Annotated in this window: 28 protein-coding genes; 6 read left to right on the top strand and 22 right to left on the bottom strand. The window is 40.9% G+C overall.

Annotated elements, in window-relative coordinates; all coding sequences use genetic code 11:
- Nucleotides 1-131: 131 nt before the first annotated feature.
- Nucleotides 132-947 carry a polysaccharide deacetylase family protein gene (locus tag ACSSVW_RS04185; RefSeq protein ID WP_454178906.1) on the top strand — a complete coding sequence of 272 codons (816 nt, stop codon included), beginning with the start codon at nucleotides 132-134 and terminating at the stop codon, nucleotides 945-947.
- Here the strand turns inward: ACSSVW_RS04185 and ACSSVW_RS04190 are convergent.
- From ACSSVW_RS04190 to yceD, 14 genes are all read right to left on the bottom strand, one after another.
- Nucleotides 944-2,797, bottom strand: a complete 1,854-nt coding sequence (locus ACSSVW_RS04190; RefSeq protein ID WP_199524615.1) for an alkaline phosphatase D family protein — start codon at nucleotides 2,795-2,797, stop codon at nucleotides 944-946. The genes ACSSVW_RS04185 and ACSSVW_RS04190 overlap by 4 nt on opposite strands.
- Nucleotides 2,798-2,799: 2 nt before the next feature.
- A complete protein-coding gene (locus ACSSVW_RS04195; RefSeq protein ID WP_036968000.1) occupies nucleotides 2,800-3,579 on the bottom strand; it encodes a TatD family hydrolase in 780 nt (259 codons plus the stop codon).
- A 12-nt stretch (nucleotides 3,580-3,591) separates the two neighbouring features.
- Nucleotides 3,592-3,918, bottom strand: coding sequence for a PilZ domain-containing protein (locus tag ACSSVW_RS04200; RefSeq protein ID WP_036967997.1), 327 nt, complete (start codon nucleotides 3,916-3,918; stop codon nucleotides 3,592-3,594).
- 8 nt (nucleotides 3,919-3,926) lie between these two features.
- Entirely contained in the window at nucleotides 3,927-4,820 is an 894-nt protein-coding gene (locus tag ACSSVW_RS04205) for a DNA polymerase III subunit (RefSeq protein WP_454178907.1), read from the bottom strand.
- 1 nt (nucleotide 4,821) lies between these two features.
- On the bottom strand, nucleotides 4,822-5,448 hold the full coding sequence (gene tmk / locus ACSSVW_RS04210) for a dTMP kinase (RefSeq protein WP_454178908.1): 627 nt from the start codon (nucleotides 5,446-5,448) through the stop codon (nucleotides 4,822-4,824).
- A gap of 15 nt (nucleotides 5,449-5,463) precedes the next feature.
- Nucleotides 5,464-6,444 (bottom strand): endolytic transglycosylase MltG, encoded by a 981-nt coding sequence (gene mltG, locus ACSSVW_RS04215; protein ID WP_036967988.1) that lies wholly within the window; start codon nucleotides 6,442-6,444, stop codon nucleotides 5,464-5,466.
- Nucleotides 6,441-7,253: an aminodeoxychorismate lyase gene (gene pabC / locus ACSSVW_RS04220; RefSeq protein ID WP_036967985.1), complete on the bottom strand. Its 813-nt coding sequence runs from the start codon at nucleotides 7,251-7,253 to the stop codon at nucleotides 6,441-6,443. The genes mltG and pabC overlap by 4 nt, the downstream gene beginning before the upstream one ends.
- 59 nt (nucleotides 7,254-7,312) lie before the next feature.
- Nucleotides 7,313-8,551 carry a beta-ketoacyl-ACP synthase II gene (gene fabF, locus ACSSVW_RS04225; protein ID WP_036967982.1) on the bottom strand — a complete coding sequence of 413 codons (1,239 nt, stop codon included), beginning with the start codon at nucleotides 8,549-8,551 and terminating at the stop codon, nucleotides 7,313-7,315.
- Nucleotides 8,552-8,668: 117 nt separating this feature from the next.
- Entirely contained in the window at nucleotides 8,669-8,905 is a 237-nt protein-coding gene (acpP, locus tag ACSSVW_RS04230) for an acyl carrier protein (protein ID WP_016707440.1), read from the bottom strand.
- A gap of 238 nt (nucleotides 8,906-9,143) precedes the next feature.
- Nucleotides 9,144-9,890, bottom strand: coding sequence for a 3-oxoacyl-ACP reductase FabG (gene fabG, locus ACSSVW_RS04235; protein ID WP_036967976.1), 747 nt, complete (start codon nucleotides 9,888-9,890; stop codon nucleotides 9,144-9,146).
- 11 nt (nucleotides 9,891-9,901) lie between these two features.
- On the bottom strand, nucleotides 9,902-10,828 hold the full coding sequence (fabD, locus tag ACSSVW_RS04240; RefSeq protein WP_454178909.1) for an ACP S-malonyltransferase: 927 nt from the start codon (nucleotides 10,826-10,828) through the stop codon (nucleotides 9,902-9,904).
- A gap of 71 nt (nucleotides 10,829-10,899) precedes the next feature.
- Nucleotides 10,900-11,928 (bottom strand): phosphate acyltransferase PlsX, encoded by a 1,029-nt coding sequence (plsX, locus tag ACSSVW_RS04245; protein WP_036967971.1) that lies wholly within the window; start codon nucleotides 11,926-11,928, stop codon nucleotides 10,900-10,902.
- An 11-nt stretch (nucleotides 11,929-11,939) separates the two neighbouring features.
- Nucleotides 11,940-12,110, bottom strand: a complete 171-nt coding sequence (gene rpmF / locus ACSSVW_RS04250; protein ID WP_036967969.1) for a 50S ribosomal protein L32 — start codon at nucleotides 12,108-12,110, stop codon at nucleotides 11,940-11,942.
- 10 nt (nucleotides 12,111-12,120) lie between these two features.
- Complete coding sequence (yceD, locus tag ACSSVW_RS04255) at nucleotides 12,121-12,645, bottom strand: 23S rRNA accumulation protein YceD (RefSeq protein WP_036967966.1); 525 nt, start codon at nucleotides 12,643-12,645, stop codon at nucleotides 12,121-12,123.
- A 141-nt stretch (nucleotides 12,646-12,786) separates the two neighbouring features.
- Between yceD and ACSSVW_RS04260 the strand changes: the two genes are divergently transcribed.
- Entirely contained in the window at nucleotides 12,787-13,395 is a 609-nt protein-coding gene (locus ACSSVW_RS04260; protein WP_036967964.1) for a Maf family protein, read from the top strand.
- Here the strand turns inward: ACSSVW_RS04260 and ACSSVW_RS04265 are convergent.
- A complete protein-coding gene (locus tag ACSSVW_RS04265; RefSeq protein WP_454178910.1) occupies nucleotides 13,331-14,023 on the bottom strand; it encodes an HAD family hydrolase in 693 nt (230 codons plus the stop codon). The two genes, ACSSVW_RS04260 and ACSSVW_RS04265, sit on opposite strands and share 65 nt — an antisense overlap.
- Nucleotides 14,010-14,978, bottom strand: a complete 969-nt coding sequence (gene rluC, locus ACSSVW_RS04270) for a 23S rRNA pseudouridine(955/2504/2580) synthase RluC (RefSeq protein ID WP_036967959.1) — start codon at nucleotides 14,976-14,978, stop codon at nucleotides 14,010-14,012. Before rluC ends, ACSSVW_RS04265 begins: the two co-directional genes overlap by 14 nt.
- A gap of 622 nt (nucleotides 14,979-15,600) precedes the next feature.
- Here rluC and rne point away from each other — a divergent pair.
- Complete coding sequence (gene rne, locus ACSSVW_RS04275) at nucleotides 15,601-18,870, top strand: ribonuclease E (RefSeq protein ID WP_454178911.1); 3,270 nt, start codon at nucleotides 15,601-15,603, stop codon at nucleotides 18,868-18,870.
- 80 nt (nucleotides 18,871-18,950) lie between these two features.
- On the opposite strand, the gene ACSSVW_RS04280 is transcribed toward rne, so the two are convergent.
- The 6 genes from ACSSVW_RS04280 to yejK all read right to left on the bottom strand — a co-directional run bounded on the left by ACSSVW_RS04280 (nucleotide 18,951) and on the right by yejK (nucleotide 24,018).
- Nucleotides 18,951-19,817, bottom strand: coding sequence for a PhzF family phenazine biosynthesis protein (locus ACSSVW_RS04280; protein ID WP_454178912.1), 867 nt, complete (start codon nucleotides 19,815-19,817; stop codon nucleotides 18,951-18,953).
- Nucleotides 19,818-20,087: 270 nt separating this feature from the next.
- Nucleotides 20,088-20,507 (bottom strand): hypothetical protein, encoded by a 420-nt coding sequence (locus ACSSVW_RS04285; protein WP_036967950.1) that lies wholly within the window; start codon nucleotides 20,505-20,507, stop codon nucleotides 20,088-20,090.
- A 982-nt stretch (nucleotides 20,508-21,489) separates the two neighbouring features.
- Nucleotides 21,490-21,762 (bottom strand): hypothetical protein, encoded by a 273-nt coding sequence (locus ACSSVW_RS04290; protein ID WP_454178913.1) that lies wholly within the window; start codon nucleotides 21,760-21,762, stop codon nucleotides 21,490-21,492.
- A 24-nt stretch (nucleotides 21,763-21,786) separates the two neighbouring features.
- Nucleotides 21,787-22,152, bottom strand: coding sequence for a cupin domain-containing protein (locus tag ACSSVW_RS04295; protein WP_074989399.1), 366 nt, complete (start codon nucleotides 22,150-22,152; stop codon nucleotides 21,787-21,789).
- A gap of 155 nt (nucleotides 22,153-22,307) precedes the next feature.
- Complete coding sequence (locus ACSSVW_RS04300) at nucleotides 22,308-22,805, bottom strand: DinB family protein (RefSeq protein WP_454178914.1); 498 nt, start codon at nucleotides 22,803-22,805, stop codon at nucleotides 22,308-22,310.
- 196 nt (nucleotides 22,806-23,001) lie between these two features.
- A complete protein-coding gene (gene yejK / locus ACSSVW_RS04305) occupies nucleotides 23,002-24,018 on the bottom strand; it encodes a nucleoid-associated protein YejK (RefSeq protein WP_036967934.1) in 1,017 nt (338 codons plus the stop codon).
- 63 nt (nucleotides 24,019-24,081) lie between these two features.
- On the opposite strand from yejK, the gene ACSSVW_RS04310 reads away from it, so the two are divergent.
- The 3 genes from ACSSVW_RS04310 (at nucleotide 24,082) to ACSSVW_RS04320 (ending at nucleotide 26,342) form a co-directional block, all read left to right on the top strand.
- Nucleotides 24,082-24,294 carry a YejL family protein gene (locus ACSSVW_RS04310; RefSeq protein ID WP_036967930.1) on the top strand — a complete coding sequence of 71 codons (213 nt, stop codon included), beginning with the start codon at nucleotides 24,082-24,084 and terminating at the stop codon, nucleotides 24,292-24,294.
- Nucleotides 24,295-24,299: 5 nt separating this feature from the next.
- Complete coding sequence (locus tag ACSSVW_RS04315) at nucleotides 24,300-25,793, top strand: DUF3413 domain-containing protein (RefSeq protein ID WP_065978494.1); 1,494 nt, start codon at nucleotides 24,300-24,302, stop codon at nucleotides 25,791-25,793.
- Nucleotides 25,794-25,868: 75 nt separating this feature from the next.
- Nucleotides 25,869-26,342 (top strand): DUF4124 domain-containing protein, encoded by a 474-nt coding sequence (locus ACSSVW_RS04320; protein WP_036967925.1) that lies wholly within the window; start codon nucleotides 25,869-25,871, stop codon nucleotides 26,340-26,342.
- Nucleotides 26,343-26,413: the final 71 nt, after the last annotated feature.

Raw genomic sequence — 26,413 nt, forward strand, 5'->3', positions numbered from 1 at the left:
CAGGCTCGCAAGAGCCACCCCCTAAGCCCAGAACAATGCGGATTCGTTCTGGGCGTTTTTTATTCAAAAGTCGCATAGCCAAACATAATCCTTTTTGATTTCATTAATAAAATAACTAAAAAGGATCCTCCATGTTAAAACCGCTGTGTGTATTACTTCCCGTTTTTATTAGCTTCCAAAGTATTGCAAAAAACAGCCAATACGAAGGCTTTAGCTATCCTAATAAGGCAAAGAACGCCATTAGTATTTCCTTTGATGATGCCAGACACAGTCAGGTAGACACAGGGTTAGCACTATTAGACAAGTATCAGGTTAAGGCCACCTTTTATGTCTCCCCTTTTAATGTCAAAGAACGCGTTGAAAAATGGCAAATGGCAGTAAAGTCTGGGCATGAGATAGCGAACCACACTACCAGCCATTTATGCACCGGCAATTTTGAGTGGTTGCGTAAACAGGGGGTTTCTCTTGAGCAAATTACGCTCAAAGGCATAGAACAAGATATTCTAAAAGCGCAAGACTATATCAAGCATACGTTGGGCATTGAACCAACCTCGTTCGCATATCCGTGTGGAAACACATTTGTAGGGCGTGGTGCTAACACAAAAAGTTATGTGCCTGTTATTGCCAAGCACTTCGAAACAGGTCGAACTTGGCTAGATGAAACCGCCAACAACCCTAATTTTACCGATTTTACTCAGCTCACTAGCTTAGCGATTGATGGCCTTACCTTTGAACAAATAAAAAACATGCTTGAGCAGCACCGTACAAATAACAGCTGGATTATTCTTGCGGGGCATGAGGTGGGTAAAAGCAGTCAGTACACCACAGACAGCGAAGCACTTGAGAAGCTTATCGTGTATTTACAAAACCCAGACAATGGTTTTTGGCTTGATACCGTGAGTAACGTGGCTAAATATGTAAAAGCTAACAGACAAGAAATTGATTAATGATCATTTAAATCAAATTCAGTAATTTGGTTATCAGCGTGAATAAGCTCATACTTTGCAAGCAACCCGTCATTAAGTTCAATCAAGCTGATAGCCGCATTACTTACAAGGTATTTTTGCCCGTCGCCTTTAGTTTGATGTTTATCAACTTCCATCTGCCAGCGCTTAGTAAAAAAGTTAAGGGGACTTTTCGGGGCATATAAAATTGAATCAAGCTTATCGAGTACGTTAATAAGTTTTCGCGGGAACTCATTTTTAATACCACTGGCCGTTAATTGCCAAATACGGTTTTTATGTTTCCCAAAGCGCTTTTGAACAGAAAAACAAAATGAATAATGGACATCGCCAGAAAGAATTAATGTTTCTTTCGGTGTATCTTCACGCCGAAATGTATCGAGTAACTTTTTAGCAGAGCCTTCGTGAGCCATCCAGTTTTCAACATCAACTAATAAAGGCTGACCACAAAAATTAAACATAGCCTGAATCGCTTCTATTGATTTCACCCCAAATACGGGCGCTGGAGAAACGATAATAACCTTATCATGCGAAAGTAAGCTTTCTTCAAGTTCGGTTAAGCGTTCCCAGTCGAGTAAACCTGAAGGCTCATTAAAGTTTTGCTCATTACGCCAGCGATGGGTGCGCGTATCAAGCACCACCACTTTAGGAATGGTATTGAGCTCGTAATGCCAATAATTAAAATTGAGGATCAGCTTATCGAACTCTTTGAACTGCCATGTTTGGCCGTCAAAGCTTTTAGTGAAAGCAGATAACAAAGACAGCGTTTTTTCACCCGCATCATTACCAATCCCTTGCATTAACCAATAACTTATTAAACCGTTATTAACGATTCGTCGGCTGACTGGGTGTTGATAGATAGCGTGCTCCCACCCTGCCGTTAAATTCCAGTCATCTGTGACATCATGGTCGTCAAACATCATCAGGGTTGATACATTAGCAAACAACCGCTGTGTTTTATTCAACCCATCCGCAAAGCCAAGGAGTGCATCCTTTTCAAGCTGAAATTGCGTGGCGTGTTTAGGCGGCAGTGTTGGGCAATCTGCCTGTGCAAAATCAATTAGCTGCCACGAAACAGCACTAAAGTTAAGTATATAAAGTGCAATGAACTCTTGAAAATGTACTAAATGATTTTCAGCTTTTAAACTAGAAAAATGAGGCTCATCTTTTTTAAGCCAATAACCGACTCCCCATTTGCTGCGATTTTGCCAAGGCACTTTAGGTAAATAAAGGTGGCGACTATAAAGCTGTTCGCTAAAACAAGCGGGTAAATTGAGCTTAAGCGGCGGCTCTTTAAAGATCCCAAACAGCGTTATGATTTTTTCTATCGCCAGTAACATCGGCCCTGCGACATCATCTGCGTATACTTGATCACCCGATAACAAAAGTAAATCAGCGCCCGCGTTAAGCGATTGTCGCTGCTCATTTTGCCACGTGTCGGCTGCCACCAAACTATCTTTAGCAGGATGATGGGGGTTACGGCACGAACCATGTAAGATTTTATCGAGTCTATTAGGAATTACAAATGCAGGAAAATCGGCACGTTCGTAGCAAAATGCAGATAAATCGAGGCTTTTATCACGATCATGAAGTGAATAATAGATCAGTGAATCAACCCCAAATGGCTGTGAGGTTGGTAAAACAATGACATAGTGAAGAAAGAGAGCCTCGCCTAATTGAATGACCTCATGCTGACAGGTAGATTCAAGGCCCTCAAACTCAATTCTATAATCACTATTTCGGGTTGTTACAAACTGAAAACAAACTTGATGAGGATCTGCACGGCGTACCATAGGCCCCATAATAAGTTGAGGTAAATTTGATACGCCGGTCATTGTTAAGCCCTTTTTGCTTGCTTAAACAGTGAATAGAAATTATCCGTCGTTGCGTTAGACAATTCGTTAAAAGTAAGCCCTTTTAACTCAGCAATATAATACGCAACGTCTTCTACATACGCGGGTTGGTTTGTTTTTCCACGGTATGGCACAGGGGCTAAATAAGGCGAATCTGTTTCGATTAGGAGCCGATCTAAAGGGATTTTCTTCACAACGTCTTTTAGTTCAACGGCATTTTTAAATGTGACAATGCCTGAAATCGAAATATAAAAGCCCATATCAATCGCTTTCTTAGCCATATCCCAATCTTCAGTGAAACAATGCAGTACACCACCACATTTTTCAGCATTATGAGCGCGCATTAGGTTAATTGTGTCCTCACGCGCATCTCGAGTGTGAATGATAAGGGGTTTGTTAAGCTCATTAGCAACGTCTATATGCCCAACAAAGCTCTCTTGCTGAACGATATGCGTTTCTTTTGAGTAATAATAATCAAGACCGGTTTCACCAATTGCAACGACTTTATCGTGAGTAGCAAGGTTGATCAGTTGGTGTTTATCAAGTGCATCTTTTTGATCAAGAGGGTGTACGCCACACGAAGCGGATACATCTGGATAATCTTTAATTTTTTCAAGCATGCTTGGAAACTGCTCCAAAGTCACACTAACACATAAAAAGTGTTCGACTTGCTTTGCACGTGCGTTTTCAAGTACTTGGTCTAAATTAAGGTCGAGTTTGTCGAAGTCAAGACGGTCTAAATGACAATGAGAATCTACAATCATGGTACTACTTTTTTACATGGTATACGTCGGATTGTCAGAGTTTAACATAGTACCCAGCAGTTTTTCGATCTTGGCATTTAAATTGGTTTTATCGTCGATAAAGCTTATACCAATACCTGGCGGATTCGAGCTTTGTGCACCTTGTGGGGTTATCCAAGCAACCTTCCCAGTAATTACGTCATCTTCTAAAGCATCTGGTAATGTCACTTTTAAAGCCAATGAATGCCCCATTTCAAACCGCATATTAGTACGTACAAACAAACCACCATTTTTTATGAAAGGCATGTAACAGCGATATAATTCTTCTAAATCTTCGATATCTACTAATAATTCTTGCACAATATGTCCTAATTATGGCTTTCACGTAAAGAAAACGCTAGTTGCGAAATGGCCAGCGGCATATTCAAACCAAGCACATGTGAGCTGTTATAAATAAACTCAGAAATTGCAGATTGCGCTTTTTGATAGCTGAAAAAATCCATTCCCAATACTAATTGCGTTTTTAGTTGCTCAGTTAAAAACAAAGTAAAGACATTAACCAAACTTGTATCTTTATTCAGTATGTCGACTAACGCACTGAAATTATGGCTGTCTTTTATCTCAGTTGCAAATTTATAGAGTGTATCAATAGACTCTAATTGCTGTTCATTTTGCCATTGTTCTACTAGGAGTGGTTGTTGCGAAAACAAACCTAACCAAGAATAATTAGGAATATCTAGGAAGGCTAACCATTGTGTCGTAGTTTCTATATTAACTTTCACTTCGTGCACAGCACAACGACTGAGTATGGTCGCAGGTAATTGCGCGATTTGTTCACAGGTTAATAATAGGTAGCGGTGTAAACTTGGCTCTTCAAGCGTTTTTAATAGCGCATTGGCAGCGGCTGTGGTCATTTTATGGCACTGCTCAAGTACAACCACCTTATTACCGTTTTGAGCAGCTGAATGGTTTATAAAATCGGTAATATCACGAATTTCATCAACACCGATCGTTTGCCCGTCTACTTTAACCACCCGTTTATCGGGATGCGTGCCTGCTTGATTTAACAAACAACTTTTACAATGACCACAGGCAACCAAATTATTGGATGAGGCACATAACAAACCATCAGCTAACTGCTCTACTAAGCGCTGCTTGCCAACCCCTTTATCACCATTAAACAATTGCGCATGGTGAAAACGATGCTGAGAGTAGCTCTGTGCTAACTGCTGTTGTAAGGGTTCAAGCCAAGGCAATGGCATATTATTTTAAACTCTCAAAAAAGGTATCAAGTACCGTGGTGATGGCAGCATGCACTTCAGGCATCGCTTTATTTGCGTCAACAGTTTGAATACTGGGATCATGTTCAGCAAGTGCCAAATAACGCTCACGTGTACGTTCAAAAAAGCCGATCGCTTCTTGTTCAATTCGATCAAGTTCTCCGCGTCCCTTCGCACGTGCAAGTCCCACAGCAGGGTCAATATCTAAATATATTGTTAAGTCTGGCTTTAAGCCTTTTAAAACCATATCAGCCAAAAAAGAGAGTTTTGATTGCTCAATACCACGACCACCCCCTTGGTAGGCTTGCGATGAGAGATCATGACGGTCTCCCAGTACCCAGGTCCCTTTATCGATTGCAGGTTTAATAACATTCGCAACAAGTTGAGACCGTGCAGCGTACATAATAAGCAATTCTGTCTCACCCGTTATTTGCTCTTCATGAGCCTGTTTTACAATGTGACGTAGTGCTTCCGCCACAGGGGTACCACCTGGCTCACGTACATTAATAAATTCAACCTGCTTGTGCTGTAGGTAAGCTTGGCACACGGCGATTGCCGTTGATTTTCCGGCTCCTTCAAGACCTTCAATCACTATAAATTTCGCTGTCATATGACTCTATTCTGGTTATTTGTTTAATTGGTACTGCTGCACAGCACGATTATGCTCTTTCAATGTTTTTGAAAACTGATGGCTCCCATCGCCTTTCGCCACAAAATAAACATACTCTGACTCAGGCGGATTCACCGCTGCAAGTAATGCCGCTCGCGATGGCATGGCAATCGGCGTTGGCGGCAGCCCTTTAATTTTATACGTATTATACGGTGTGTAAGTGGTTAAATCTTTACGTTTAATATCACCATCAAAGTCGGCTCCGATGCCGTAAATTACCGTTGGGTCTGTTTGTAAGCGCATATTGCTCTTTAACCGATTCGTAAAAACAGCCGATATTAAGGGCCTTTCACTTGCAAGCCCTGTTTCTTTCTCGATAATTGAGGCAAGTATTAGTGCCTCATACGGTGAGTTCAAGATTAAATCGTGTGCTCTATTTTGCCACGCATTATCGAGCTCTGTTTGCATTTTAGAGTAGGCACGCTTTAATACACTGCTGGCCGTGTCTTCACTATGATAGTGGTATGTATCAGGGAATAACCAACCTTCTAAATTTTCATCTTTATTGCTAATTTGCTTTGCTAAATTCTCTTCATCAAGGTCTTGCTTTAAATGAGTTTGCTTAGCAATGTTGGTAATTACTTCTCTCAGTGGTTGCCCTTCAATAATAGTAAAACTAAAGCTGACTTGAGCGCCTTGATTAATGCGGCGAATATTATCGATTACAGAGGTAGAATCAAGCTCATACAAGCCTGCTTTTAAATCCGTTAAGGTCGGGTCTAACTTTGCAAGCACCTGAAATTTAAAACAACTGTCAAGCCATTGCTTACTTTGCCACTGTTGGCATAATTGATTAAATCCTGTTCCGCGGTCCACTTTAAACAGTGTGCTGTTAGTAACATTTAATGGCATACTCAATGCTGCTTGAAGTTGTTGATAGCCAATACCACAACATAGCAATGCTAATAAAAGCACGCTAACAATGACTTTTATCACACATTCTCCTTGGCAAACTGGGTCGCTAATAATGCTTTACTTCGAGTAATGTCAAACTGTGTATCCGTAATGGCTGCAACAGGCACAACACCCATTAAGCTATTACACATAAAAACCGCATCCATCGCTAATAACTCTTCTACGCTAATTTGTTTAAACTCAATTGCTAACTTAGCACATAACGATTTTAGGTAAACCCCAGTAATCCCACAGTTATTTAATTGTGGCGAAAAAATCTGTTCATTTTTTATCGCAAATAAATTAGCAGCAGAGCTTTCTATTACATTGTCATTAATATCGAGCACCACAACATCGTCGCAATTAAGTGTGTTCATTTGATTTTTAATGAGCACTTGCTCGAGGCGGTTTAAGGTTTTTAAACCGGCAAGCACAGGCTGATGTGCAAGTTTAATACTGCTTATAGCGAGTGAAACCCCCTGCTCTTGCCATGTTTTATAATGTGCAACAGCAGGTAATACCGTGATAAGAACTTGAATCGAAGGCGCTTCAGGTAAGCCGTAACCTCGGCCGCCACTGCCGCGGGTAATAACAATTTTTAAAATGCCTGATTGCATATCGCCTATGGCCTGAAGCGAGGCATTTTCTATTGCCATGACATCTAAAGTTGGGAATGCTAAGCGCGCTGCACATTCTATTAAACGGGCTTTATGTAATGGCCAGTGCTCTATACTGGCATCATTAATGCGAGCCGTCGTGAAGAAGCCATCACCATAGTTTAGACCACGATCTTGAAAGCTGACCATGGTGTGGTCGTTGGTTATAATTATTGTTTGTTTAAATTTACTCATATAAAAAAGCCCAGTTAAACAACTGGGCTCTTCTTAATTTAGTCCGTTGTTACCGGCAATTATACCTTTTTAAATAGCAACGAGCCATTAGTACCACCAAAACCAAACGAATTACACAGTGCATAATCCAATTTAGCGTCACGTGCCGTGTGCGGTACATAGTCTAAATCACACCCTTCATCAGGGTTATCAAGGTTAATTGTTGGGCTTACTTTTTGGTCTTGTAAAGACAAAATAGTAATAATAGACTCAACAGAGCCCGCTGCACCTAACAAATGACCCATCATTGATTTAGACGAACTAACCATCACATCTTTTGCTGCATCACCAAAAATTGATTTAACAGCCGATGTTTCAGCTTTATCACCTGCATGCGTTGAAGTACCATGCGCGTTAATGTAGCCCACTTGATCAGCATTTACTTGTGCATCTTTCAACGCATTTTCCATAGCAAGTGCTGCCCCAGCGCCATCTTCTGGCGGTGAGGTCATGTGGTAAGCATCACCACTCATACCAAAACCTACAAGCTCTGCATAAATGTTTGCACCACGTGCTTTTGCATGCTCATACTCTTCCAGTACGATAACACCTGCACCATCGGCCAGAACAAAACCATCGCGGTCTTTATCCCACGGACGAGATGCGGCTTGTGGATCATCATTACGTGTTGATAATGCACGAGCTGCATTAAATCCGCCCATACCAATTGGCGTAGATGCTTTTTCAGCACCACCCGCAACCATCGCATCAGCATCACCATATGCAATCATACGCGCTGCGTGGCCAATGTTATGCAAACCTGTTGTACAGGCCGTAACAATTGAGATATTAGGACCACGTAGCCCATGCATGATCGATAAGTGACCCGAAATCATGTTAATGATGGTCGACGGTACGTAGAACGGAGAAAGCTTACGCGGACCACTGTTTAATAGTTTTACGTGGTTTTCTTCGATTAACGTTAAACCACCGATGCCCGAACCCACTGCGACGCCAACGCGTGTCGCGTTTTCGTCAGTGATTTCTAAGCCAGAATCTTGTAGTGCTTGTACACCCGCTGCAATGCCATATTGGATAAACAAATCCATTTTTTTTGCATCTTTCGGTGACATGTAAGCTGATGCATCAAAGTCATTCAGCAAACCTGCGAATTTGGTGCCGAAACTTGAGGTATCGAAATGCGTGATAGTTTGAATACCACTTTTACCGTTTAACAAACCTTGCCAAGTAGATTCAACATCATTACCTAGCGGTGTCAACATTCCTAAGCCAGTTACGACGACTCGACGTTTAGCCACGGGTTGCCTCCAATAAGGAAATTATTTTAGGTGGGGTGTATACCAAAATATTCAGTATCATTCTTTAGATAGACTAAGGGCAGCCTAAAGCTGCCCTTAAAATCAAAATGCGATTGATTACTCAGCGTGAGCTGTAACGTAATCGATTGCAGCTTGAACTGTAGTGATCTTTTCAGCTTCTTCGTCTGGGATCTCAGTGTCGAACTCTTCTTCAAGAGCCATTACTAGTTCTACAGTATCAAGTGAATCAGCACCTAAGTCGTCAACGAAAGAAGCTTCATGTTTTACTTCTTCTTCTTTAACACCTAGTTGCTCGATAATAATTTTCTTTACGCGTTCTTGGATGTCGCTCATTCTTCTTTCCTTTATTAAATACGCCAATGCGTTATTTTCAGATTGCGGCGTAGTTTACGCCGCATAATTCTGTGATTCAAGGATTTGCTGATAATTACTTATCTGGTCAAACCTCTTGATTGGTATTTGTTCATTTATCGCTTATTTTCATAGCGAATTCAAGTATGTTTAAAGCAAGATCACAAAAAATTCAACATTTTTCGATAATCTTTTGTTAGCACTTTGGTGCTAACATTCATTAAACCATGTACATCGCGCCATTTACGTGCAATGTTTCACCCGATACATACGCAGCTGCGTCAGATGCTAAATAACACACTGCGGCTGCAATTTCTTCAGGCTGACCTAAACGACCCGCTGGCACATTTGCTAGCGTGGCTGCTTTTTGCTCATCTGTCAGCTCATCAGTCATGTCTGTTTGGATAAATCCAGGCGCTACAACGTTAACCGTGATACCACGAGACGCCACTTCGCGTGCAAGTGATTTAGTAAAACCAATCACACCTGCTTTTGCTGCAGCATAGTTTGCTTGACCCGCATTACCCATCGTGCCTACAACTGAACCAATGTTGATGATACGGCCATTTTTCTTTTTCATCATAGGACGTAAAACAGCCTTAGATAAACGGAAAACAGAGCTTAAGTTGGTGTCAATAATGTCATCCCACTCGCCGTCTTTCATTCGCATAAGTAAATTATCGCGCGTAATACCCGCATTATTTACTAATACATCAATATCACCTAAATCAGCTTTGATCGCAGCAAGTGTTGCTTCAATCGACTCTGGATCAGTCACGTTTAACGCATAACCTTTACCATTATCGCCTAAGTACTCACTGATTTTTGCAGCACCTGATTCGCTTGTCGCTGTGCCCGCAACTTTTGCACCTTGTGCCACTAAGGTATTCGCAATCGCTTTACCTATACCGCGGCTAGCACCTGTGATAAGGACAACTTTGCCCTCAAGAGAAAATAAATTTGTCATTCTATTCCTACTTATTTCGCTTCATCAATCGTAGCTTGCGTGTTTACCGCTGCGCATACCATTGCTTTATCAATACGTTTAGCCAGACCCGTTAATACTTTGCCTGGGCCAAATTCATAGCTTTGTGTAATGCCTTGCGCTACAAGGGCCTGTACAGTTTCAGTCCAGCGTACTGGGCTGTATAGTTGACGTACTAGCGCATCTTTAATTGCTTCACTTGATTGCTCTGCTTTAACGTCAACATTATTAATTACATCACACTTAGGTGTATTAAATGTTAAAGCGGCTAAATCAGCGGCTAATTTTTCTGCCGCAGGTTTCATTAACTCACAGTGTGAAGGCACGCTTACAGCAAGCGGTAAGGCACGTTTTGCACCTGCTTCTTTACACGCTTCTGATGCGCGCTCTACCGCGGCCTTGTGGCCTGCAATAACAACTTGACCAGGTGAATTATAATTAACTGGTGAAACCACTTCGCCATTAGCCGATGCTTCACATGCGGCTTTAATTTCATCATCACCTAAACCGATAATAGCTGCCATAGAACCGGTACCCGCTGGTACTGCTTCTTGCATATATAAACCGCGGTTTTCAACAAGCTTGACGGCTTCGCTTAAACTAACAACGCCTGCACAAACAAGCGCTGAATACTCGCCTAAACTGTGGCCAGCCATAACAACGTCTGCATCAGGGTTTGCTGCTAACCATTGGCGGTAAATTGCCACACTGGCAGTTAACAAGGCCGGTTGTGTACGATGGGTTTGATTTAATTCTTCTTCTGGACCATTAAGTACAAGTGCAGCTAGATCATAGCCAAGCGCGTCTGATGCTTCTGAAAATGTTGCTTTAACAATATCAGAATCGGCTAAAAGTTCAGATACCATGCCCACAGTTTGTGAGCCTTGACCTGGAAATACGAGTGCAATTTTATGTGCCATACTTTGCTCTTATAATTAAACAAAAAAATAATTCTTTCGTAGGCAGCATAACAAGTTTTTTAAATGCTGCACTACTTTATTGTTGGATGTGTTTGCTCAAAAATCGCAGCGATTTTTTCAGGGAGTTGGCGTTCGACTTCCCGCACGGCTTCATCTATAGCAGCATGGAACGCCTTTGCAGAGGCATTACCATGGCTTTTAACAACAATACCGCGCAATCCTACCAGACTTGCGCCATTATACTGGTCGGGGTTCACCCGCTTGTAGAGCTTTTTTATCACTGGACGCAATAAAAACGCCAAACATTTGTACAAAAAATGTTTGTGTAAGGCTTTCGTTAATTTATGCATGATAAGTTTGGCAATCCCTTCACAGGTTTTTAATGCCACATTACCTACGAATCCTTCGCACACAATCACATCGGCTTTACCACTGAAAATATCGCTACCTTCACTGTAACCTGTGTAGTTGAGATATTTACATTGCTGCATTAGTTGTGCAGCTTGCTTTATTCCCTCATGCCCTTTGATGTCTTCAGAGCCAATATTTAATAAACTAACGCGAGGATTATCACAGCCAAGCGCTTGTCCTGCGACCACAGAGCCCATAATGCCAAACTGATAAAGTGTTTGCGCATCGCAATGCACATTGGCCCCTAAATCTAATAGATAAACGGGATCTTTTCGCTCAGTAGGGACGGCTGAAATAAGGGCTGGTCGTTTTACACCCGGCAGCATCTTTAATACATAATGCGCCATAAAAAATAACGCGCCAGTATTACCCGAGCTTACACAGGCTTGCGCTTCACCCGATTTAACTAAATCAAGGGCAACTCGCATTGAGGAATCTTTTTTTGAACGAACAGCTGAAGCGGGTTCACACGCATTAGTAACAACTTCACTACAATGACGAATGATTAATCGCGGATGAGAAAGCGAATCAAGCGCTTCAAGTTCTTTAAGAATAACTTGCTGATTACCACATAAGATCAGTCTTAAGTTGGTATTAGCATTTACCGCTCTTACGGCGGCGGGGATAGATGAACGGGGGCCGTAATCGCCCCCCATCATATCTAACGCTATGGTTAGATTGGTCAGCATATAGCAATCTCTTAGTTAGAAATTACTTTAACGCCTTTATAGTAACCGTCAGCAGTTACGTGGTGACGACGGTGAGTCTCACCAGAAACTTGGTCTACAGTTAAAGTTGGACCACTGATCGCATCGTGTGAACGGCGCATGCCGCGTCTTGCACGAGACTTTTTGCTTTTTTGTACAGCCATTAGTCTTCTCCTAAGAATCTTTCTTAAGTTGTTTCAAAATATCAAATGGATTTGGTTTGTCATCTTTTGCTGATAATTTACCAAAGCTTGTAGGCTCTGATGAATAACTGCACGAGGCTTCGTTGTGTGTAGGCACTATAGGAATTGCCAAAATCAGTTCGTCTTCGATTAACTCAAACACGTTGATTTCGCCATTTTCGTCCAGTTCTACTTCATCGTAACCTTCAGGAAGATGATCTGACTCTGCATCCAAACCGACTGGCGAATACACAAAGTCTTGATCCAAATCCAACCCTAATTCACCATTGCAGCGTTGACAAGTTACGGTTACATGTACTGATAAATTACCACTTATCACTACTAAACCCTGGTCATCAATTTTGCAATGAATCTTTACCGCTATTTCACCTGCTTCTTCCTGCACAACTTGCTCTAAACGAGAAAGTTTTTCAAGCGGTACAATACCGTCATACGTTAAACGATGTTGTGCTGCTTTGCTGGGATGAAGAGTGATGGGAATTTTCACCTTTTGCATAGGGGCTGCATCATATAGATAGTTAGTTGGTTAGTCAAAGTAAAAAACCAATTTTAGTCGGTTTTTAACAATCTTCTGCTTTGTTTTCGGATTCATTGTGGCTTATCCTTGCCAAAAGACATTTTATACCCAGAATATTTTATGAAACCAACACTTATATTAGCGTCAAGCTCACCATTTAGACAGCAATTATTAACTAAATTAAATCTACCTTTTGAAAGTTTTTCACCTGATATCGATGAATCAGCGCTAGAAAATGAAACGCCCTCGCAACTTGTTAAGCGACTAAGTGAGCAAAAAGCGCGTGTCGCAGTTGAACATTTTACCAATGGCTTAGTGATAGGCTCTGATCAGGTAGCCGTTTTCAACAATAAAATACTAGGTAAACCACACAATAAAGAAAACGCCGTTGCGCAATTATCTGCATTTAGCGGCCATACTGTGAGATTCTTAACGGGTTTGAGTGTCTTCGATATAGAATCAAATAACGCAATCACGACGGTTGTGCCATTCGACGTGACTTTTAGAACACTAACACTTGAGCAAATTGGCGCATATTGCGATGCTGAGCAACCTTACAATTGTGCTGGCAGCTTTAAAAGTGAAGGGTTAGGTATTTGCTTATTTGACAAGCTCAGTGGCGATGACCCAAATACACTTATTGGCCTGCCACTGATCACATTAACTAAAGTGCTGGCTGAGTTTGGTGTTGATGTACTGACTCTTCAGCATGAGATGTCAACACGCTAAGTAACTGCCAATACGAATCAACGACAGTAATCGGCGCATGTTGTTGCAACTGCGCCTTGCTGTGGGCACCAAAGCTCACACCAATACAGGCAATACCAGCGGCATTCGCCATCGCCATATCCAATTGGCTATCGCCAATCATCACGGCATCACTTTTCGCTATGCCCTGCTCGCGCAAAATTTGCTCCAGCATATCAGGGGATGGCTTTGACATAGCATCATCTGAGCATTTTACGTTCATAAAATACTTACCGAGGCCCGACTCATTAAGTAATCTATCAATACCTTCACGTCCTTTACCAGAAGCCACAGCGAGCTGTATACCTGCGTCTCTTAACTGCGTTAGTACAGGTTCTACATCTGCGAATAGAGGTGTAGGTGTGACATCTAATTCACGATATTGTGCTTTATAACCTGCAACGAGTTCATCGTTTAAATGCAAATAAGCAGGAAAAAGTACTTCAGTGGCCTTGGTTAGCGACAAACCTATCACATCTTTCGCTTGTTGCTCTGATGGAACTGGAATACCTAAATCTCGCGCAGTATTTCGCAGGCAGGTCACAATTTTTGGCACAGAATCCATGACTGTGCCGTCCCAATCAAAAATAGCGAGTTTAAACCTGTTCATTATCAGCACGTAACTTTTTAATACAATTACTTAAAGCTTTATCTAACGGCGCTTCAACATGCATCGTTGTTTCGTTTTTAGGGTGGATAAAGCGTAAATCATGCGCATGTAAAAACAACCGATTTAACCCCGTTAACTTATTAACGTATTGATCAAATTCAGCCACACCATATTTATCATCACACGCAATTGGGTGACCTTTGCATTGCGTATGAACACGGATTTGGTGAGTACGCCCAGTCACCGGCGACGCTTGCACCAGTGAACACTCTGCATAACGCTCTAAAACACGGAAACGTGTGTGCGACGGTTTACCTTCGGTATTGTCTACACGCACCACGCGCTCACCAGACTTTAAAGTATTTTTACGTAAGCCTTCAGTGACGTTTTTAGTTTTCGCATCCCATTGCCCATCAACCAGTGCCCAATAATTTTTTTCCATGGTTTTTTCACGCAACTGCTGATGCAAGTGTGTAAGCACAGAACGGCGCTTTGAAATAAGTAAACAGCCTGAAGTATCACGGTCAAGACGGTGAACCAGTTCAAGGCTGCGCTCTTCTGGGCGAAGTACTCGCAGTGCCTCGATTAAGCCATAACTTAAACCACTGCCGCCATGCACCGCCATTCCTGACGGCTTATTAATCACCATCAAGTATTTATCTTCAAATAAAATGGCCTCTTCAAGCTGTTTAACCTTATCTAGCTTTTTCGGCACAAATTCATCTTTTTCGGCCACTTTTATGGGCGGAATACGAATAACATCATCAAGTTGTAATTTATAAACGGGTTTAATGCGCTTTTTATTTACTCGCACTTCACCTTTACGAAGAATTTTATAAACTGCACTTTTAGGCACACCCTTCAGGTGAGTAATAAGAAAGTTATCAATGCGTTGACCTAAGTGGTCTTCACCTATGGTAACAAATGATACTTGTAAGCCGGTTTTTTCTGACATTGCCTAATCACTGATTTAAGTAAATAATTTAGTTGCTAACGCGGTTGTAATAGTGGGATAATCACCGCTGCGAACATAAAGTTTGCAAGTAACAACGGTGCTTTTTACCACATTAAAACATTCGTGATGCATATTCTGGGTTGCCGATCATACAGATCCGCGCTAAGTTTTCCAAAGCTTTTATAATTACCCAGCCAACACGAGCGTTCAATTATCGGCGATGCGCGTAATATATTGCCTGCATAATTTGAGCACGAATGCTGATTAATGAATAGAAAAAGCAATTGAACAAGATAAATTGTCTGATAGTGACGACGTAACAACGTCATTCAGAGTAAGCTGTTGTAGCAAGACATTGAATTAAAATTTGAACATGGTCGACTTCGGAACAGAACTCGTAAATTAAAACCGTGAAAGACGCGGCAGTTTTGGCACCAAAAAGAATTTAATAACGTGACAACATGTTATTGTCAGCCACACCATAGACACGCTCAATGTAAGCGAACAACGTCGGTTTTTGATTTTAACCAGTCGTGAGATTGCACAAGAATAACCGTCAAAAACCACTGAACAGACGAAATGATATCGTCATGTCAGCGACAGAAATTAGTAGAGTAACAATATGAAACGTATGCTAATCAATGCGACGCAGCAAGAAGAAATGCGCGTTGCACTGGTTGATGGCCAGCGCCTGTATGATTTAGACATAGAGAGCCCAGGTCACGAACAAAAAAAAGCCAATATTTACAAGGGTAAAATTACCCGTATCGAACCATCACTAGAAGCAGCCTTTGTTGATTATGGCGCGGAAAGACATGGTTTCCTTCCACTTAAAGAAATTGCACGCACATACTTCCCACAAGGCTATACATTCCAAGGTCGTCCGAATATTCGTGACGTAATCAAAGAAGGCCAAGAAGTAATTGTTCAGGTTGATAAAGAAGAACGTGGCCAAAAAGGCGCGGCACTAACAACCTTTATAAGCGTAGCAGGCAGCTATTTAGTACTTATGCCAAATAACCCTCGTGCCGGCGGTATTTCACGTCGTATTGAAGGTGATGAGCGTACTGAACTAAAAGAAGCGCTAAGCCGTTTAGAACTTCCTAAAGGTATGGGGCTCATTGTCCGTACTGCGGGTGTTGGCAAATCATTCGAGGAACTAGACTACGACTTAAAAGCGCTTTTAGTTCACTGGGATGCCATTCAACAAGCTGCAGATAGCGGCCCTGCTCCATTCTTAATTCACCAAGAAAGTAACGTTATTTTCCGTGCTATCCGTGACTATCTACGTCGTGATATTGGTGAAATTTTAATTGATAAAGCCCGTGTTTTTGAAGAAGCTAAAGCGCACATTGAACGCTTCCGCCCTGATTTCATGAGCCGTGTTAAGCTTTATCAAGGCGATGTGCCATTATTCACGCATTACCAAATCGAAAGCCAAATTGAGTCAGCGTTCCAACGAGAAGTTCGCTTACCTTCTGGTGGTTCAATCGTTATTGATCCAACAGAAGCGCTTACCTCTATCGATATTAACTCGTCAAAAGCAACCAAAGGCGGTGATATCGAAGAGACCGCGCTTAATACGAACCTAGAAGCCGCTGATGAAATTGCACGTCAATTACGTCTACGTGACTTAGGTGGTCTTATTGTTATCGATTTTATCGATATGACACCACCTCGCCACCAACGTGAAGTTGAAAATCGCCTAAAAGATGCTGCACGTCCAGACCGTGCTCGCGTACAAATAGGCAAAATCTCACGCTTCGGCCTTCTTGAAATGTCACGTCAACGCCTGCGTCCATCTCTAGGTGAAGCAAGCCAAGGTCCGTGTCCGCGTTGTAATGGTCAAGGCACTATTCGTTCAAACGAATCAATTGCATTGTCTATCCTTCGTTTAATCGAAGAAGAAGCAATCAAAGACAATACATCGCAAGTAAACGCACAAGTACCTGTTGCGGTAGCTGCTTACTTATTAAATGAAAAACGCCGTAGTGTGCACCGTATTGAAAAACGCCATAGTGTTGATGTGGTCATTATTCCAAATCAACACATGGAAACACCGCACTATGAAGTAGTTCGTTTACGCAAAGATGAAACGATTGAAACTGTTAGCTATGAGCAAGTCGTTGCACCAGAGCCAGAAGCATTTGAAATGGCTAAAGCACCCACAGCACCGGTTCGTGAAGAGCCTGTGTTAAAAGGTGTTGTTATGCCAACAAACCCAGCGCCACAAGCTGCTCCAAAAGCTGAACAACCAGCTCAAGACGTTAAGAAAAGTGACGGTGGTTTATTTGCAGCCATTGGTAAATGGTTTAAATCACTCTTCAGCAACTCTGAAGAAGAGACTGAAAAAGAGCAAGAAGAGAAAAAAGCGGCACAACAGCGCAGCAACAACCGTCGCAATAACGACAACCGTCGCAGAAGCAATAACCAACGTCGTCGTAACAACTCTCGTAATAAGCGTCCTTCAGACGTTGAAGCGAAAGAAGAGAAACCGGCCACTACTTCAGCTCCTGAGCAAAAAGAAAGTAACGAAAACCGTAATAAGCGCCGTCGCAATTCGACTAACCGAAAGCGAAATGAAAAGCGTACTGATGACGTAGAAACAACGTCAACAGAGGCAGTTCAAGAAACGCAAACGGAGCAACCGAAAGAGACTAAACCTAAGGTTCGCCGTCAACGTCGTAATATTCGTAAGAAAGTGCGTTTACAAGACGAAAATGCCGAGGAAGTAAAATCAACTCAGAGCAGTGATACTGTTCAGGCTGAGAAAACAGACAAAGCAGCAAAACCTGCCAAGCAGGCGAAAGAAGCGAAAGACGATGTAGTACCAGAGGTTAAATCTGAAACGCCTGCACAGACTGAGGTTAAAGCAGAAAAACCTGCAAAAGCTGACGTTAAATCGGTTAAAACAGAAGAAACCAACACACCGGTTGAGGAGCAAAATGTAAACGCTGAGTCAGTTGCTGATGATGAACAAGCACAGCCGCGCACACGCTCACGTCGTTCACCTCGTCACCTTCGTGCAGCTGGACAACGCCGTCGTCGTCCTGAGCAAGATGAAAAGCAAAATGAAGATAAAGGTGACACACCTGCCTTTATTCCTGTTGCGGATCAAGCTGCTGCTGAATATGAAGCTGAATTAAAAGCTAAACAAGCGCAAACTGAACAACCAGTTGAAGCGCCTGAATCAGCTACCACTGATGAGCCAGTTAAAGCTGAAGAGCCAGTACAAGCTGAAGAGCCAGTAAAAGCTGAAGAGCCAGTAAAAGCTGAAGAGCCAGTAAAAGCTGACGAACCAGTAAAAACTGACGAACCAGTTAAAGCTGAAGAGCCAGTTAAAGCTGAAGAGCCAGTTAAAGCTGAAGAGCCAGTAAAAGCTGACGAACCAGTAAAAACTGACGAACCAGTAAAAGCTGATGAACCAGTAAAAACTGACGAACCAGTACAAGCTGACGAACCAGTTAAAGCTCACGAACCAGTACAAGCTGAAGAACCAGTGCAAGCTGAAGAACCAGTAACAACTGAAGAACCAGTTAAAGCTGACGAACCAGTACAAGCTGATGAACCAGTTAAAGCTCACGAACCAGTACAAGCTGATGAACCAGTGCAAGCTGAAGAGCCTGTTAAAGCTGACGAAGCAGTTAAAGCTGATGAACCAATGCAAGCTAAACAAGCACCTAACAATGAAAGAACAGTGTTAGTTAAGGGTTCAGCAAGCGCTGCAATGGCAAAACCTGCACCAGTTGCAGACAGCGAGCCAGTACCAACACCAGGTGCTATGGCACACGATAAGCGTGAAGCTATTCCAGACAGTGGTTTACGCGCAGGTTCAATTAAACCTGCCGGTAAAGCCCGTGCTGATATGGCTAAAACATTATCGGCTGACTAGTCTAGCTGTTATACGAAAAAAGCCGCGTTATGAAAATAACGCGGCTTTTTTGTTTTAGATTTTTGTTTTAGATATATACACTATATTTCGATTATTTGGGTTCCGAAGCCACTGGCGTATCCACCCACTAACACCTGACTCACACCTTGTTTGTCTGATCTAACGCATGCTGAGATATGTGAAGCACACCCCATAAGTCGTCCTTGTTCAAATTTGAAATGATTAATGTGTTCAGAATAAAGATGCTTAGTTAAGTAACAAGCAAGCGCACCACTCGCGCTCCCTGTTGCCGATTCTTCTGGAATACCCACTAAAGGTGCAAAGTTTCGACAACTTGCAGTCAGCTTTTCATGCGCATCGTAAAGCTCAAATGCATGCACACCAATCACTTCATGTTGTTTACAAAAATCACTGAGAGCAGCGTTATTAACTTCAATTTTATCGAGATAGCCCCGTGGTACAGGAACGATAATATCGGGTAAACCTGTTGTGATTACGTCTATCGGTAAAGCCGTTGATGCTAAAACCGCTTCATCAACCCCCAATAATCCAGCGACCTCATGATACGCAAAGCTGCCGAGGTATTTAGGTAAGGTTTGCTCCATCGTAACTTGACCGTCATTGGCAATCGTTATTCCGAGTAGACCCGCTTTGGTTCTCTGCGTGTAATTACCCGCAGCTATCACACCTTGGTTGAATAGAGTCGAAAATACAGCAAGCGTAGCATGACCACAAAAATCGACCTCTTCTGTTGTGGTAAAAAATGACACCGAAAAATCGACCTCTTCATCGTCTGATACAAAGGCCGTTTCTGAAAAGCCCACGGCTTTCGCAACAGTCAGTTTTTCCGCATCAGAAAGTTTATCCGCATTGAATACAACACCGGCAGGGTTACCTCCGCTTCCATCTGCAGTAAACGAGTTAACTAAAAATGCTTCTACTTTCATTCACACAACTCTCTTTTTAGATTTAACGAATAAAAGCTACAGATAGTGTCAATATAGATAGTATTGTTATAGTCAGTACCAATATAGAGATTACCGATATAGAGAGTACCGATATAGACGTTGAATATCCGTAGTTTTAATTTATAGCTTGCGCCTTATTCTCAAACAGCACTTTCAAATCTTGCGCAGTGCAACTTGTCTCACCTTATCTGTTGACGAGGTGGCACTTTGGATATGTGCTGCAATCATAATGACTTTATTTAAATTTGCCTACAAACTAGCCCATTGTTGTTTCAGTCCTATTAGATGAACAACACCTAAAGATAAACAAATAATTGAACTCCAAATCCAAAACTCGGGAGTTCGACCTTGGGGTGACTTTACAAACAAAAAACCGACGATGCCCCGGGCAATATAAATGAACGTAATTAATATAAGCGCTAAACGCGTTAATGGGAGTTTGAAAATAATCCCAGCAGCAGAAAACGCATACATTGACCACATTGAGAGCACGAGTGTAATGCCACTGGTTATAAGGGTTGGTTTTATACTACCTTGCTCAGATAGTAGCGCCATTTGTTCCCCCGCACCAAAAAAGCGATACCACGGTGCGCCAAAATAAATACATCCAAGATGCAAAATTGCAACGATTCCACTTAATACACCTGCAATAATAAGAAATATATTCATGCTTTTAAAATCTCCTTGTAAACAACTCAATAGTCATAACAGAAAAACAATAGCATTAAAAAGCGAATAAAAATTTTAAATATTTTCGTACTTATTTAACTTCTATTCGCCTAAATATTGCACAAGCCCTGTAAGTAAAAATGCCAACCACAGTAATGAAACTATTGCAGAAAATAACAAAGATGGTTTAACTGGCTTCCGTCTACATAAAGTCTTAATAGTGCTTAGAACACTTATAATGCCTATAAACGGAAAGCACAAAACTGTTAGTACTACCCTCAAGCTTGGCTCTGCCAAAAAATAAAGAGAAAAAACTAGAACCTTTATCTTCGAACTGTTCAAATTTTAATGTTATATAGTAAATATAAATGGGCAAACTAAAAATAATAAATATTAGAGCAAGAGAAAAATAAAGTTGATACATAGGCTAGACATCCTTTTCTAACTAAAACTAAATAATGGAATAATCAATTTGAGAAAAAACAGGGATAAAACCTTCTCATATTATCCACGGAATACTTTTGAAATGGATTAATTTTTAACTTAATATCACCTTCATCGAATAATCCTGTAGAATTAGCGACATGATAGATTTGTTCAATAATACATTCTTCATGATGGGATTTCAGGATACTTTCAGAGCAGTCCATTATAAAGTGTGGCATTAGTTCTCCTAACTAACATTTTCATTTTAACAACTTGCTAAAAGATGGGTTAAATGTGCTCAAAATAAAGAGCAGTATTAAAAGAAATTTACACCTCAAAACCTTTTCTTAGAATACGTCGTAATCATCTCAGTAGATTAGCGGTTATTTTGTCTCTGTTACAGATAAATATTAATAATTAGGCAATTATATTTTTCAGCATCAGAAAGCTTATCCGCATTTAATACAACGCCTGCAAGGTTCGCGTCTGTGCCACCTGCAAATTTGCTACAAATGCAGTTACCATCATTACACGCTTCTTTTATATAAATTAAATACTAAGGCCATTGCACTTGCTCTATAACGTAACGATATGACGCCAATGCTTTATAGATCGATATTAATATTGGCTGTTTTTTATAAACTACGTGAAATATAAATACGGGTAATTGCCAAATAACAACTATGCTAATCTGTATCACTAAAGCGATAAACACAAACTCTGTATTACCTAAGAAAAACAACAGCAACAGACTGCTATTTAATAGCAAAAACACCCACACACTGCGCATTGCTGCCTTTTTCAGGGTTTGTAATTGCTGCTGATTCAAATCTGACACCATCAGACTTGTTTGTTACACCCAAACATCATTCGCTGCGGTCAGTTCACCACCAGCTTCACCGGTATTTACCACGCCTTTCGGCTCAACAAGCATAATTTTACATTCAGTCTTCGCATGGGGTTTATGTTCAACCCCCTTAGGGATTACAAACATTTCACCCGACTCTAAATTTACAATGCCATCTCTAAATTCGATTTCTAGCTCGCCTTCAATAACAATAAACACTTCATCAGTATCAGGGTGATCGTGCCAAACAAATTCACCTTCAACTTTAGCGAGTTTAAATTGATAGTCGTTCATTTCTGCAATTACTCGCGGTGACCAATGTTCAGTAAATTTAGAAAACTTCTCTTTAAAATTAATTGCTTTGTAAGTCATAAAATCCCTATGCGTAAATTTAATTTGAGGGTCGAATAAATCAAAAGACTCATCTCATTTATCTCTGTTATCTTCACTTTCAGTGACAATTAAACTCTGGATATACGCTTTATGTCGTCTTGAGGTTTTGCATATAACGCCCCATAAAAAAGAGGCTATACTATAACTCTTCTTAATGGCTCTAATTGATGCAGATAGCGAGTGAATGTGTCCTTAGGTCTCTCTAAATTATTTGCCGCAAGTACCCTAGATGCCATACCTCTGTGATTACTGCTATGAGTTAACAAATGGATTAGAATCTCTGCCACTGACATCTGCCCTGTATCACCATCAACAAATTTAAATGAAACAACCCGCTCTAGTTCTTCTTGCTGTACTGTTTTAGAATACTGAACTAACCATGAGTCATTTTCATTTACTCTCTTGCGCAACTCTAAAAATGTTGGTGTTTCAACGGTATTATCATCACTGTATTTTTCAGGTTCTCTCAAAATTCGGCTAATAAATAGGCTATCGACGACAGTTGTGTGATTTAAAAGTCTGACGAAAAAGGTAGCATCACTTTCTGGAAGCCCTGAAAACTGCTGTTCTCCTAAATCAAGCAATTGAGTATTTGCCCACTTTTTGTAGTGAAACGCCTTAGAAAAGTCCATATTCATCCTTACGTATATGCCAGCTTTTTACCAATCTTGACCGATAATACCCTAAACGATTAATACCTAATAATAAACTGTCTTACTGCAAGCCTTAATTATTAAATAATAAAAAGCCCAGCAGTAACTGGGCCAAAAGTCTGTCAATTTTGTCGAGATTAACCCAACTGTCTAATGCCTTAACGCATGACTTTATTTAATCTTCTTCTTGCTCCATAAAGCGTTGCAGTTGGTCTTTTAGGTTAGGTGGAATACCTTTAATCACAAGTGTGTCTGTTGCTTCATTATATGTAACGCGCTCGCCTAGGTGTTTGCGCTCAAAGCTCACACTTACGCCACCACCCATACCAGAGAACTTAACCATGCTCGTTACCGTCTTTTTATCAACAGGGAACGAGTCTTCCAAATCATAGTTTTGTTCTTGGCAAAAGCTGTCAAATGGGCTGTCATCACTTTTAGATAATGTCGCCGATAATTCTTTAACGTTGGCATCTTCACCTGTGGTCACACAGTCATTACAGTAATCGAAAACTTGTTTACGAAGCTCATCTTTTTCTGATTTATCAAACTGTTGCTCTGATAAGTAGTCTTCAACGGCGTTAAGCATTACTTGGCTTTGTTGTTTAGGGTCAATGCCCTCTTCACAACCTAAAAAGTCTAAAAAGAAATCCGCAACCTTACGACCCGCACGCCCTTTAATAAAAGAAATATAGCGATTATCTTCCGCTTGCGTGTCCCAGGCTGTCAAATCGACACGCGCAGCTAATTGCATGCGTGAGATATCTAAGTGACGCGATGACGCTAAATCAAGTTCCGAAGTAATTGAATAATGTTCTTTAATATTGATCAGCGCAATTAACACATAATCACTTGCAACATATTGATAATGGCAAAAAACTAAATAACCAGTTTCGTTAAACGCATACTTATTTAGCTCTTCTTTTAATACATTTGTGGCCTGCTCAGTCATGTGCCAAAAGCCCAGCTCATTGTTTCGATAGCTCTGCATTGCAGAAGCTACAACACTGTTTTTCTCGCCACTGAATGCACAATACCCTTTACCCGGTTTACCATTGTAAGCATGGTGAAGCTGTTCTATGAATACAGCGACTTTGTCGTTAACAACCATTTCATCATTGCGTAAATGAATTTCAGTATCGTCGTCTTTTTTGTCTACATAATGAACGACTAATTTTTTAACATCTATTGTCATCTTTGTTTTTCACGCCTCTGGTGTTAAAATACGGGAATATAACTCTTTTTATCGAACCAACTGATGCCTATCATATCAAAATATTCTAATGAGCAAGTAGAACAAATCGTTGATCAGCTGATTGATGTACTTACAGAGCATAAAGCGCCTGTAGATTTAAGCCTTATGTGTTTAGGAAATTCTATCACGCATATTTTAAAAGAGCATGTACCTTCAGAGAAAAGACAAGCGGTTGCCGACAACTTTGCCAAAGCATTAGCGCAGTCGGTTAAATAAGATTTATGAATTTATCGCAACAAAGTCAATTTTCATCAAAAGTAAGTCAGCTTCTTAGTTGGGGCCATTGGTTCACCTTCGCAAATATAGGTTTACTGCTGTTTATCAGCTTAAGTTATTTATTTGCCGACAGTGCCCCCACTACTTTTGTGGGTTACCTGTACATGTTTGTAACTTGGTTAAGCCACACAAGCTTTATTACGTTTATTGCCTTTGTTCTGACGATATTTCCGCTGAGTTTGGTGTTTCCTTACCCTCGACATATTCGGGGGATGGCCGCGGTAATTGCGACCTTTGGTGCATCACTGCTGACACTTGATGCCTACGTTTATTTCAACCTAGGCTATCATTTGAATTCATCAGCTTTACCTGAGATTGTGTCGTTATTATGGCACCGTCTTACAGACTCCCCTGCACTCACGACTATTTTTGCGGGCGGTATCGTACTACTCATTTTAGCTTTCCAGTTATTAGTCAGTAATTACACTTGGCATCATCTGGCACGCTTAAAACAGTATAAATTCGCACGTTATGCTACGAGCACAATCTTAGTGTGTTTTGCTCTTAGTCACAGTATTCATATTTGGGCCGATGCTAATTTAAAATTTGATATTACTAAGCAAGATAACGTACTGCCATTATCGTACCCAACAACTGCAAAAAGCCTGCTGGCTAAAAACGATTTACTTGACCTTGACAGCTATAAAGAAGCTCATGATGTTAGGCTAGATCCGCACAATATTGATTATTTAGCACCGACGCCTCCAGCACAATGTGTTGATGAAACTACAGCAAAAATCGATATTTTAGTATTTTCAAACAACGACGCCCTTGAAAGCTTTGTAAATACTCAACCAAATTTACGTAAAACTGATTTATTCTTACAACCTATTGAAGTTGAAGATACGTTATTTAGCCTAGTTTATGGCTTACCGGCTTTTTACAAATCACCTATATTTGAAAAACAGCAGTCGCCTGTTTGGTTAAGCGAATCTCGCTCACTACAGGTAGAGGGCTTCGAACAATTTGAATTTATCAATTCAACCAATGAAGACTCATCAATAAGACTTGTCAGCGCAGATGAAACAACCACAGTGCGTAATAATGCACACGCTGTTTTCGCATTTAGCCTTGCTCAGCATAGCAACGGCATTGTGACTACGTCTCGCCTGTACAGCTCAGATAAAAAAGTTGTGCAAACAGACGGGCTTATTCAACCAAGTGACATAATAGCCACCAGTGTTGGGCATTATTTAAATTGCCAAACGCTCGCGAAACAAAGCATGCTAGGCAGTAATTTATATAAACGCCATGATGATACCGGCGTAAACTACTCTCAAAATGTGTTTATTGCATTTAAGAAAGATAGAATTACTTTAATTGACTCGGATGGTAATTTTAAAAACATCTCTGCAGCTCAGGGCTTTGCAATAGAGCAGCGACTCGATGTACCTTTTTTAGTGCAAAGCATTAAAAAACTAAAACGCTATACACCTTAGCCCTTTTGATTATTTGCTATACGAGCTGGCTTTATTATATTTAATAACACGTATTAAAGTAAGGACACGGATGTCATGAAAGCCACAATCACCGCGTTATTTTCCTCTCTTTTCATTACCTTTTCTCCCGCACTTACAGCGGCGGAATACTATAAATGTGTAACTGACAAAGGCACCGTATTTAGCCAATTTCCTTGTGGGAATCGCGCAACTAAACACCGCATTACAGTAACTGATCCTGATATACAAGCACCTGATAATTATGTTAAACAACTTAATGAACTGGAAAGAGAACAGATAATAAAGCGATTAGAAGCCGAAATTCGTAGTCAAAAACATCGCTTAGACATTTTAAGTCGCGAGCGTGACAGAGCGCAGTACCAACAAGAGCAACGGCTTAACCGCATTTTGTCTGATTCACAAAGCAAGCAAATCAGCAAAGACATACAAAAGCAGCTAAACAGTATCAATAAGCAATACCAACGAGACGTAAAAAAGGCTAATAAAAAGCTGGCTGACTTAGAAAAAAAATTAGCACGCTATAATTAATTAACTTTACTATTGGGTTTCACTAATAAATAACATATTCTTAACACGGATAGAGTTAATGCTCTAAACAC

It is taken from the genome of Pseudoalteromonas sp. MBR-15 (assembly GCF_053628915.1).

What these genes read in the sequence shown, in the direction of transcription:
- fabG (WP_036967976.1), bottom strand. Translation starts at nt 9,890, where the DNA reads ATGACAAATTTATTTTCTCTTGAGGGCAAAGTTGTCCTTATCACAGGT.
- yejK (WP_036967934.1), bottom strand. Translation starts at nt 24,018, where the DNA reads ATGACAATAGATGTTAAAAAATTAGTCGTTCATTATGTAGACAAAAAA.
- pabC (WP_036967985.1), bottom strand. Translation starts at nt 7,253, where the DNA reads ATGAGTAAATTTAAACAAACAATAATTATAACCAACGACCACACCATG.
- ACSSVW_RS04285 (WP_036967950.1), bottom strand. Translation starts at nt 20,507, where the DNA reads ATGAATATATTTCTTATTATTGCAGGTGTATTAAGTGGAATCGTTGCA.
- ACSSVW_RS04280 (WP_454178912.1), bottom strand. Translation starts at nt 19,817, where the DNA reads ATGAAAGTAGAAGCATTTTTAGTTAACTCGTTTACTGCAGATGGAAGC.
- ACSSVW_RS04205 (WP_454178907.1), bottom strand. Translation starts at nt 4,820, where the DNA reads ATGCCATTGCCTTGGCTTGAACCCTTACAACAGCAGTTAGCACAGAGC.
- ACSSVW_RS04310 (WP_036967930.1), top strand. Translation starts at nt 24,082, where the DNA reads ATGCCTATCATATCAAAATATTCTAATGAGCAAGTAGAACAAATCGTT.
- rne (WP_454178911.1), top strand. Translation starts at nt 15,601, where the DNA reads ATGAAACGTATGCTAATCAATGCGACGCAGCAAGAAGAAATGCGCGTT.
- ACSSVW_RS04185 (WP_454178906.1), top strand. Translation starts at nt 132, where the DNA reads ATGTTAAAACCGCTGTGTGTATTACTTCCCGTTTTTATTAGCTTCCAA.
- rpmF (WP_036967969.1), bottom strand. Translation starts at nt 12,110, where the DNA reads ATGGCTGTACAAAAAAGCAAAAAGTCTCGTGCAAGACGCGGCATGCGC.
- fabD (WP_454178909.1), bottom strand. Translation starts at nt 10,828, where the DNA reads ATGGCACATAAAATTGCACTCGTATTTCCAGGTCAAGGCTCACAAACT.
- yceD (WP_036967966.1), bottom strand. Translation starts at nt 12,645, where the DNA reads ATGCAAAAGGTGAAAATTCCCATCACTCTTCATCCCAGCAAAGCAGCA.
- ACSSVW_RS04300 (WP_454178914.1), bottom strand. Translation starts at nt 22,805, where the DNA reads ATGGACTTTTCTAAGGCGTTTCACTACAAAAAGTGGGCAAATACTCAA.
- ACSSVW_RS04195 (WP_036968000.1), bottom strand. Translation starts at nt 3,579, where the DNA reads ATGATTGTAGATTCTCATTGTCATTTAGACCGTCTTGACTTCGACAAA.
- ACSSVW_RS04315 (WP_065978494.1), top strand. Translation starts at nt 24,300, where the DNA reads ATGAATTTATCGCAACAAAGTCAATTTTCATCAAAAGTAAGTCAGCTT.
- ACSSVW_RS04320 (WP_036967925.1), top strand. Translation starts at nt 25,869, where the DNA reads ATGAAAGCCACAATCACCGCGTTATTTTCCTCTCTTTTCATTACCTTT.
- ACSSVW_RS04265 (WP_454178910.1), bottom strand. Translation starts at nt 14,023, where the DNA reads ATGAACAGGTTTAAACTCGCTATTTTTGATTGGGACGGCACAGTCATG.
- ACSSVW_RS04295 (WP_074989399.1), bottom strand. Translation starts at nt 22,152, where the DNA reads ATGACTTACAAAGCAATTAATTTTAAAGAGAAGTTTTCTAAATTTACT.
- tmk (WP_454178908.1), bottom strand. Translation starts at nt 5,448, where the DNA reads ATGACAGCGAAATTTATAGTGATTGAAGGTCTTGAAGGAGCCGGAAAA.
- rluC (WP_036967959.1), bottom strand. Translation starts at nt 14,978, where the DNA reads ATGTCAGAAAAAACCGGCTTACAAGTATCATTTGTTACCATAGGTGAA.
- acpP (WP_016707440.1), bottom strand. Translation starts at nt 8,905, where the DNA reads ATGAGCGACATCCAAGAACGCGTAAAGAAAATTATTATCGAGCAACTA.
- ACSSVW_RS04190 (WP_199524615.1), bottom strand. Translation starts at nt 2,797, where the DNA reads ATGACCGGCGTATCAAATTTACCTCAACTTATTATGGGGCCTATGGTA.
- ACSSVW_RS04260 (WP_036967964.1), top strand. Translation starts at nt 12,787, where the DNA reads ATGAAACCAACACTTATATTAGCGTCAAGCTCACCATTTAGACAGCAA.
- plsX (WP_036967971.1), bottom strand. Translation starts at nt 11,928, where the DNA reads ATGCTGACCAATCTAACCATAGCGTTAGATATGATGGGGGGCGATTAC.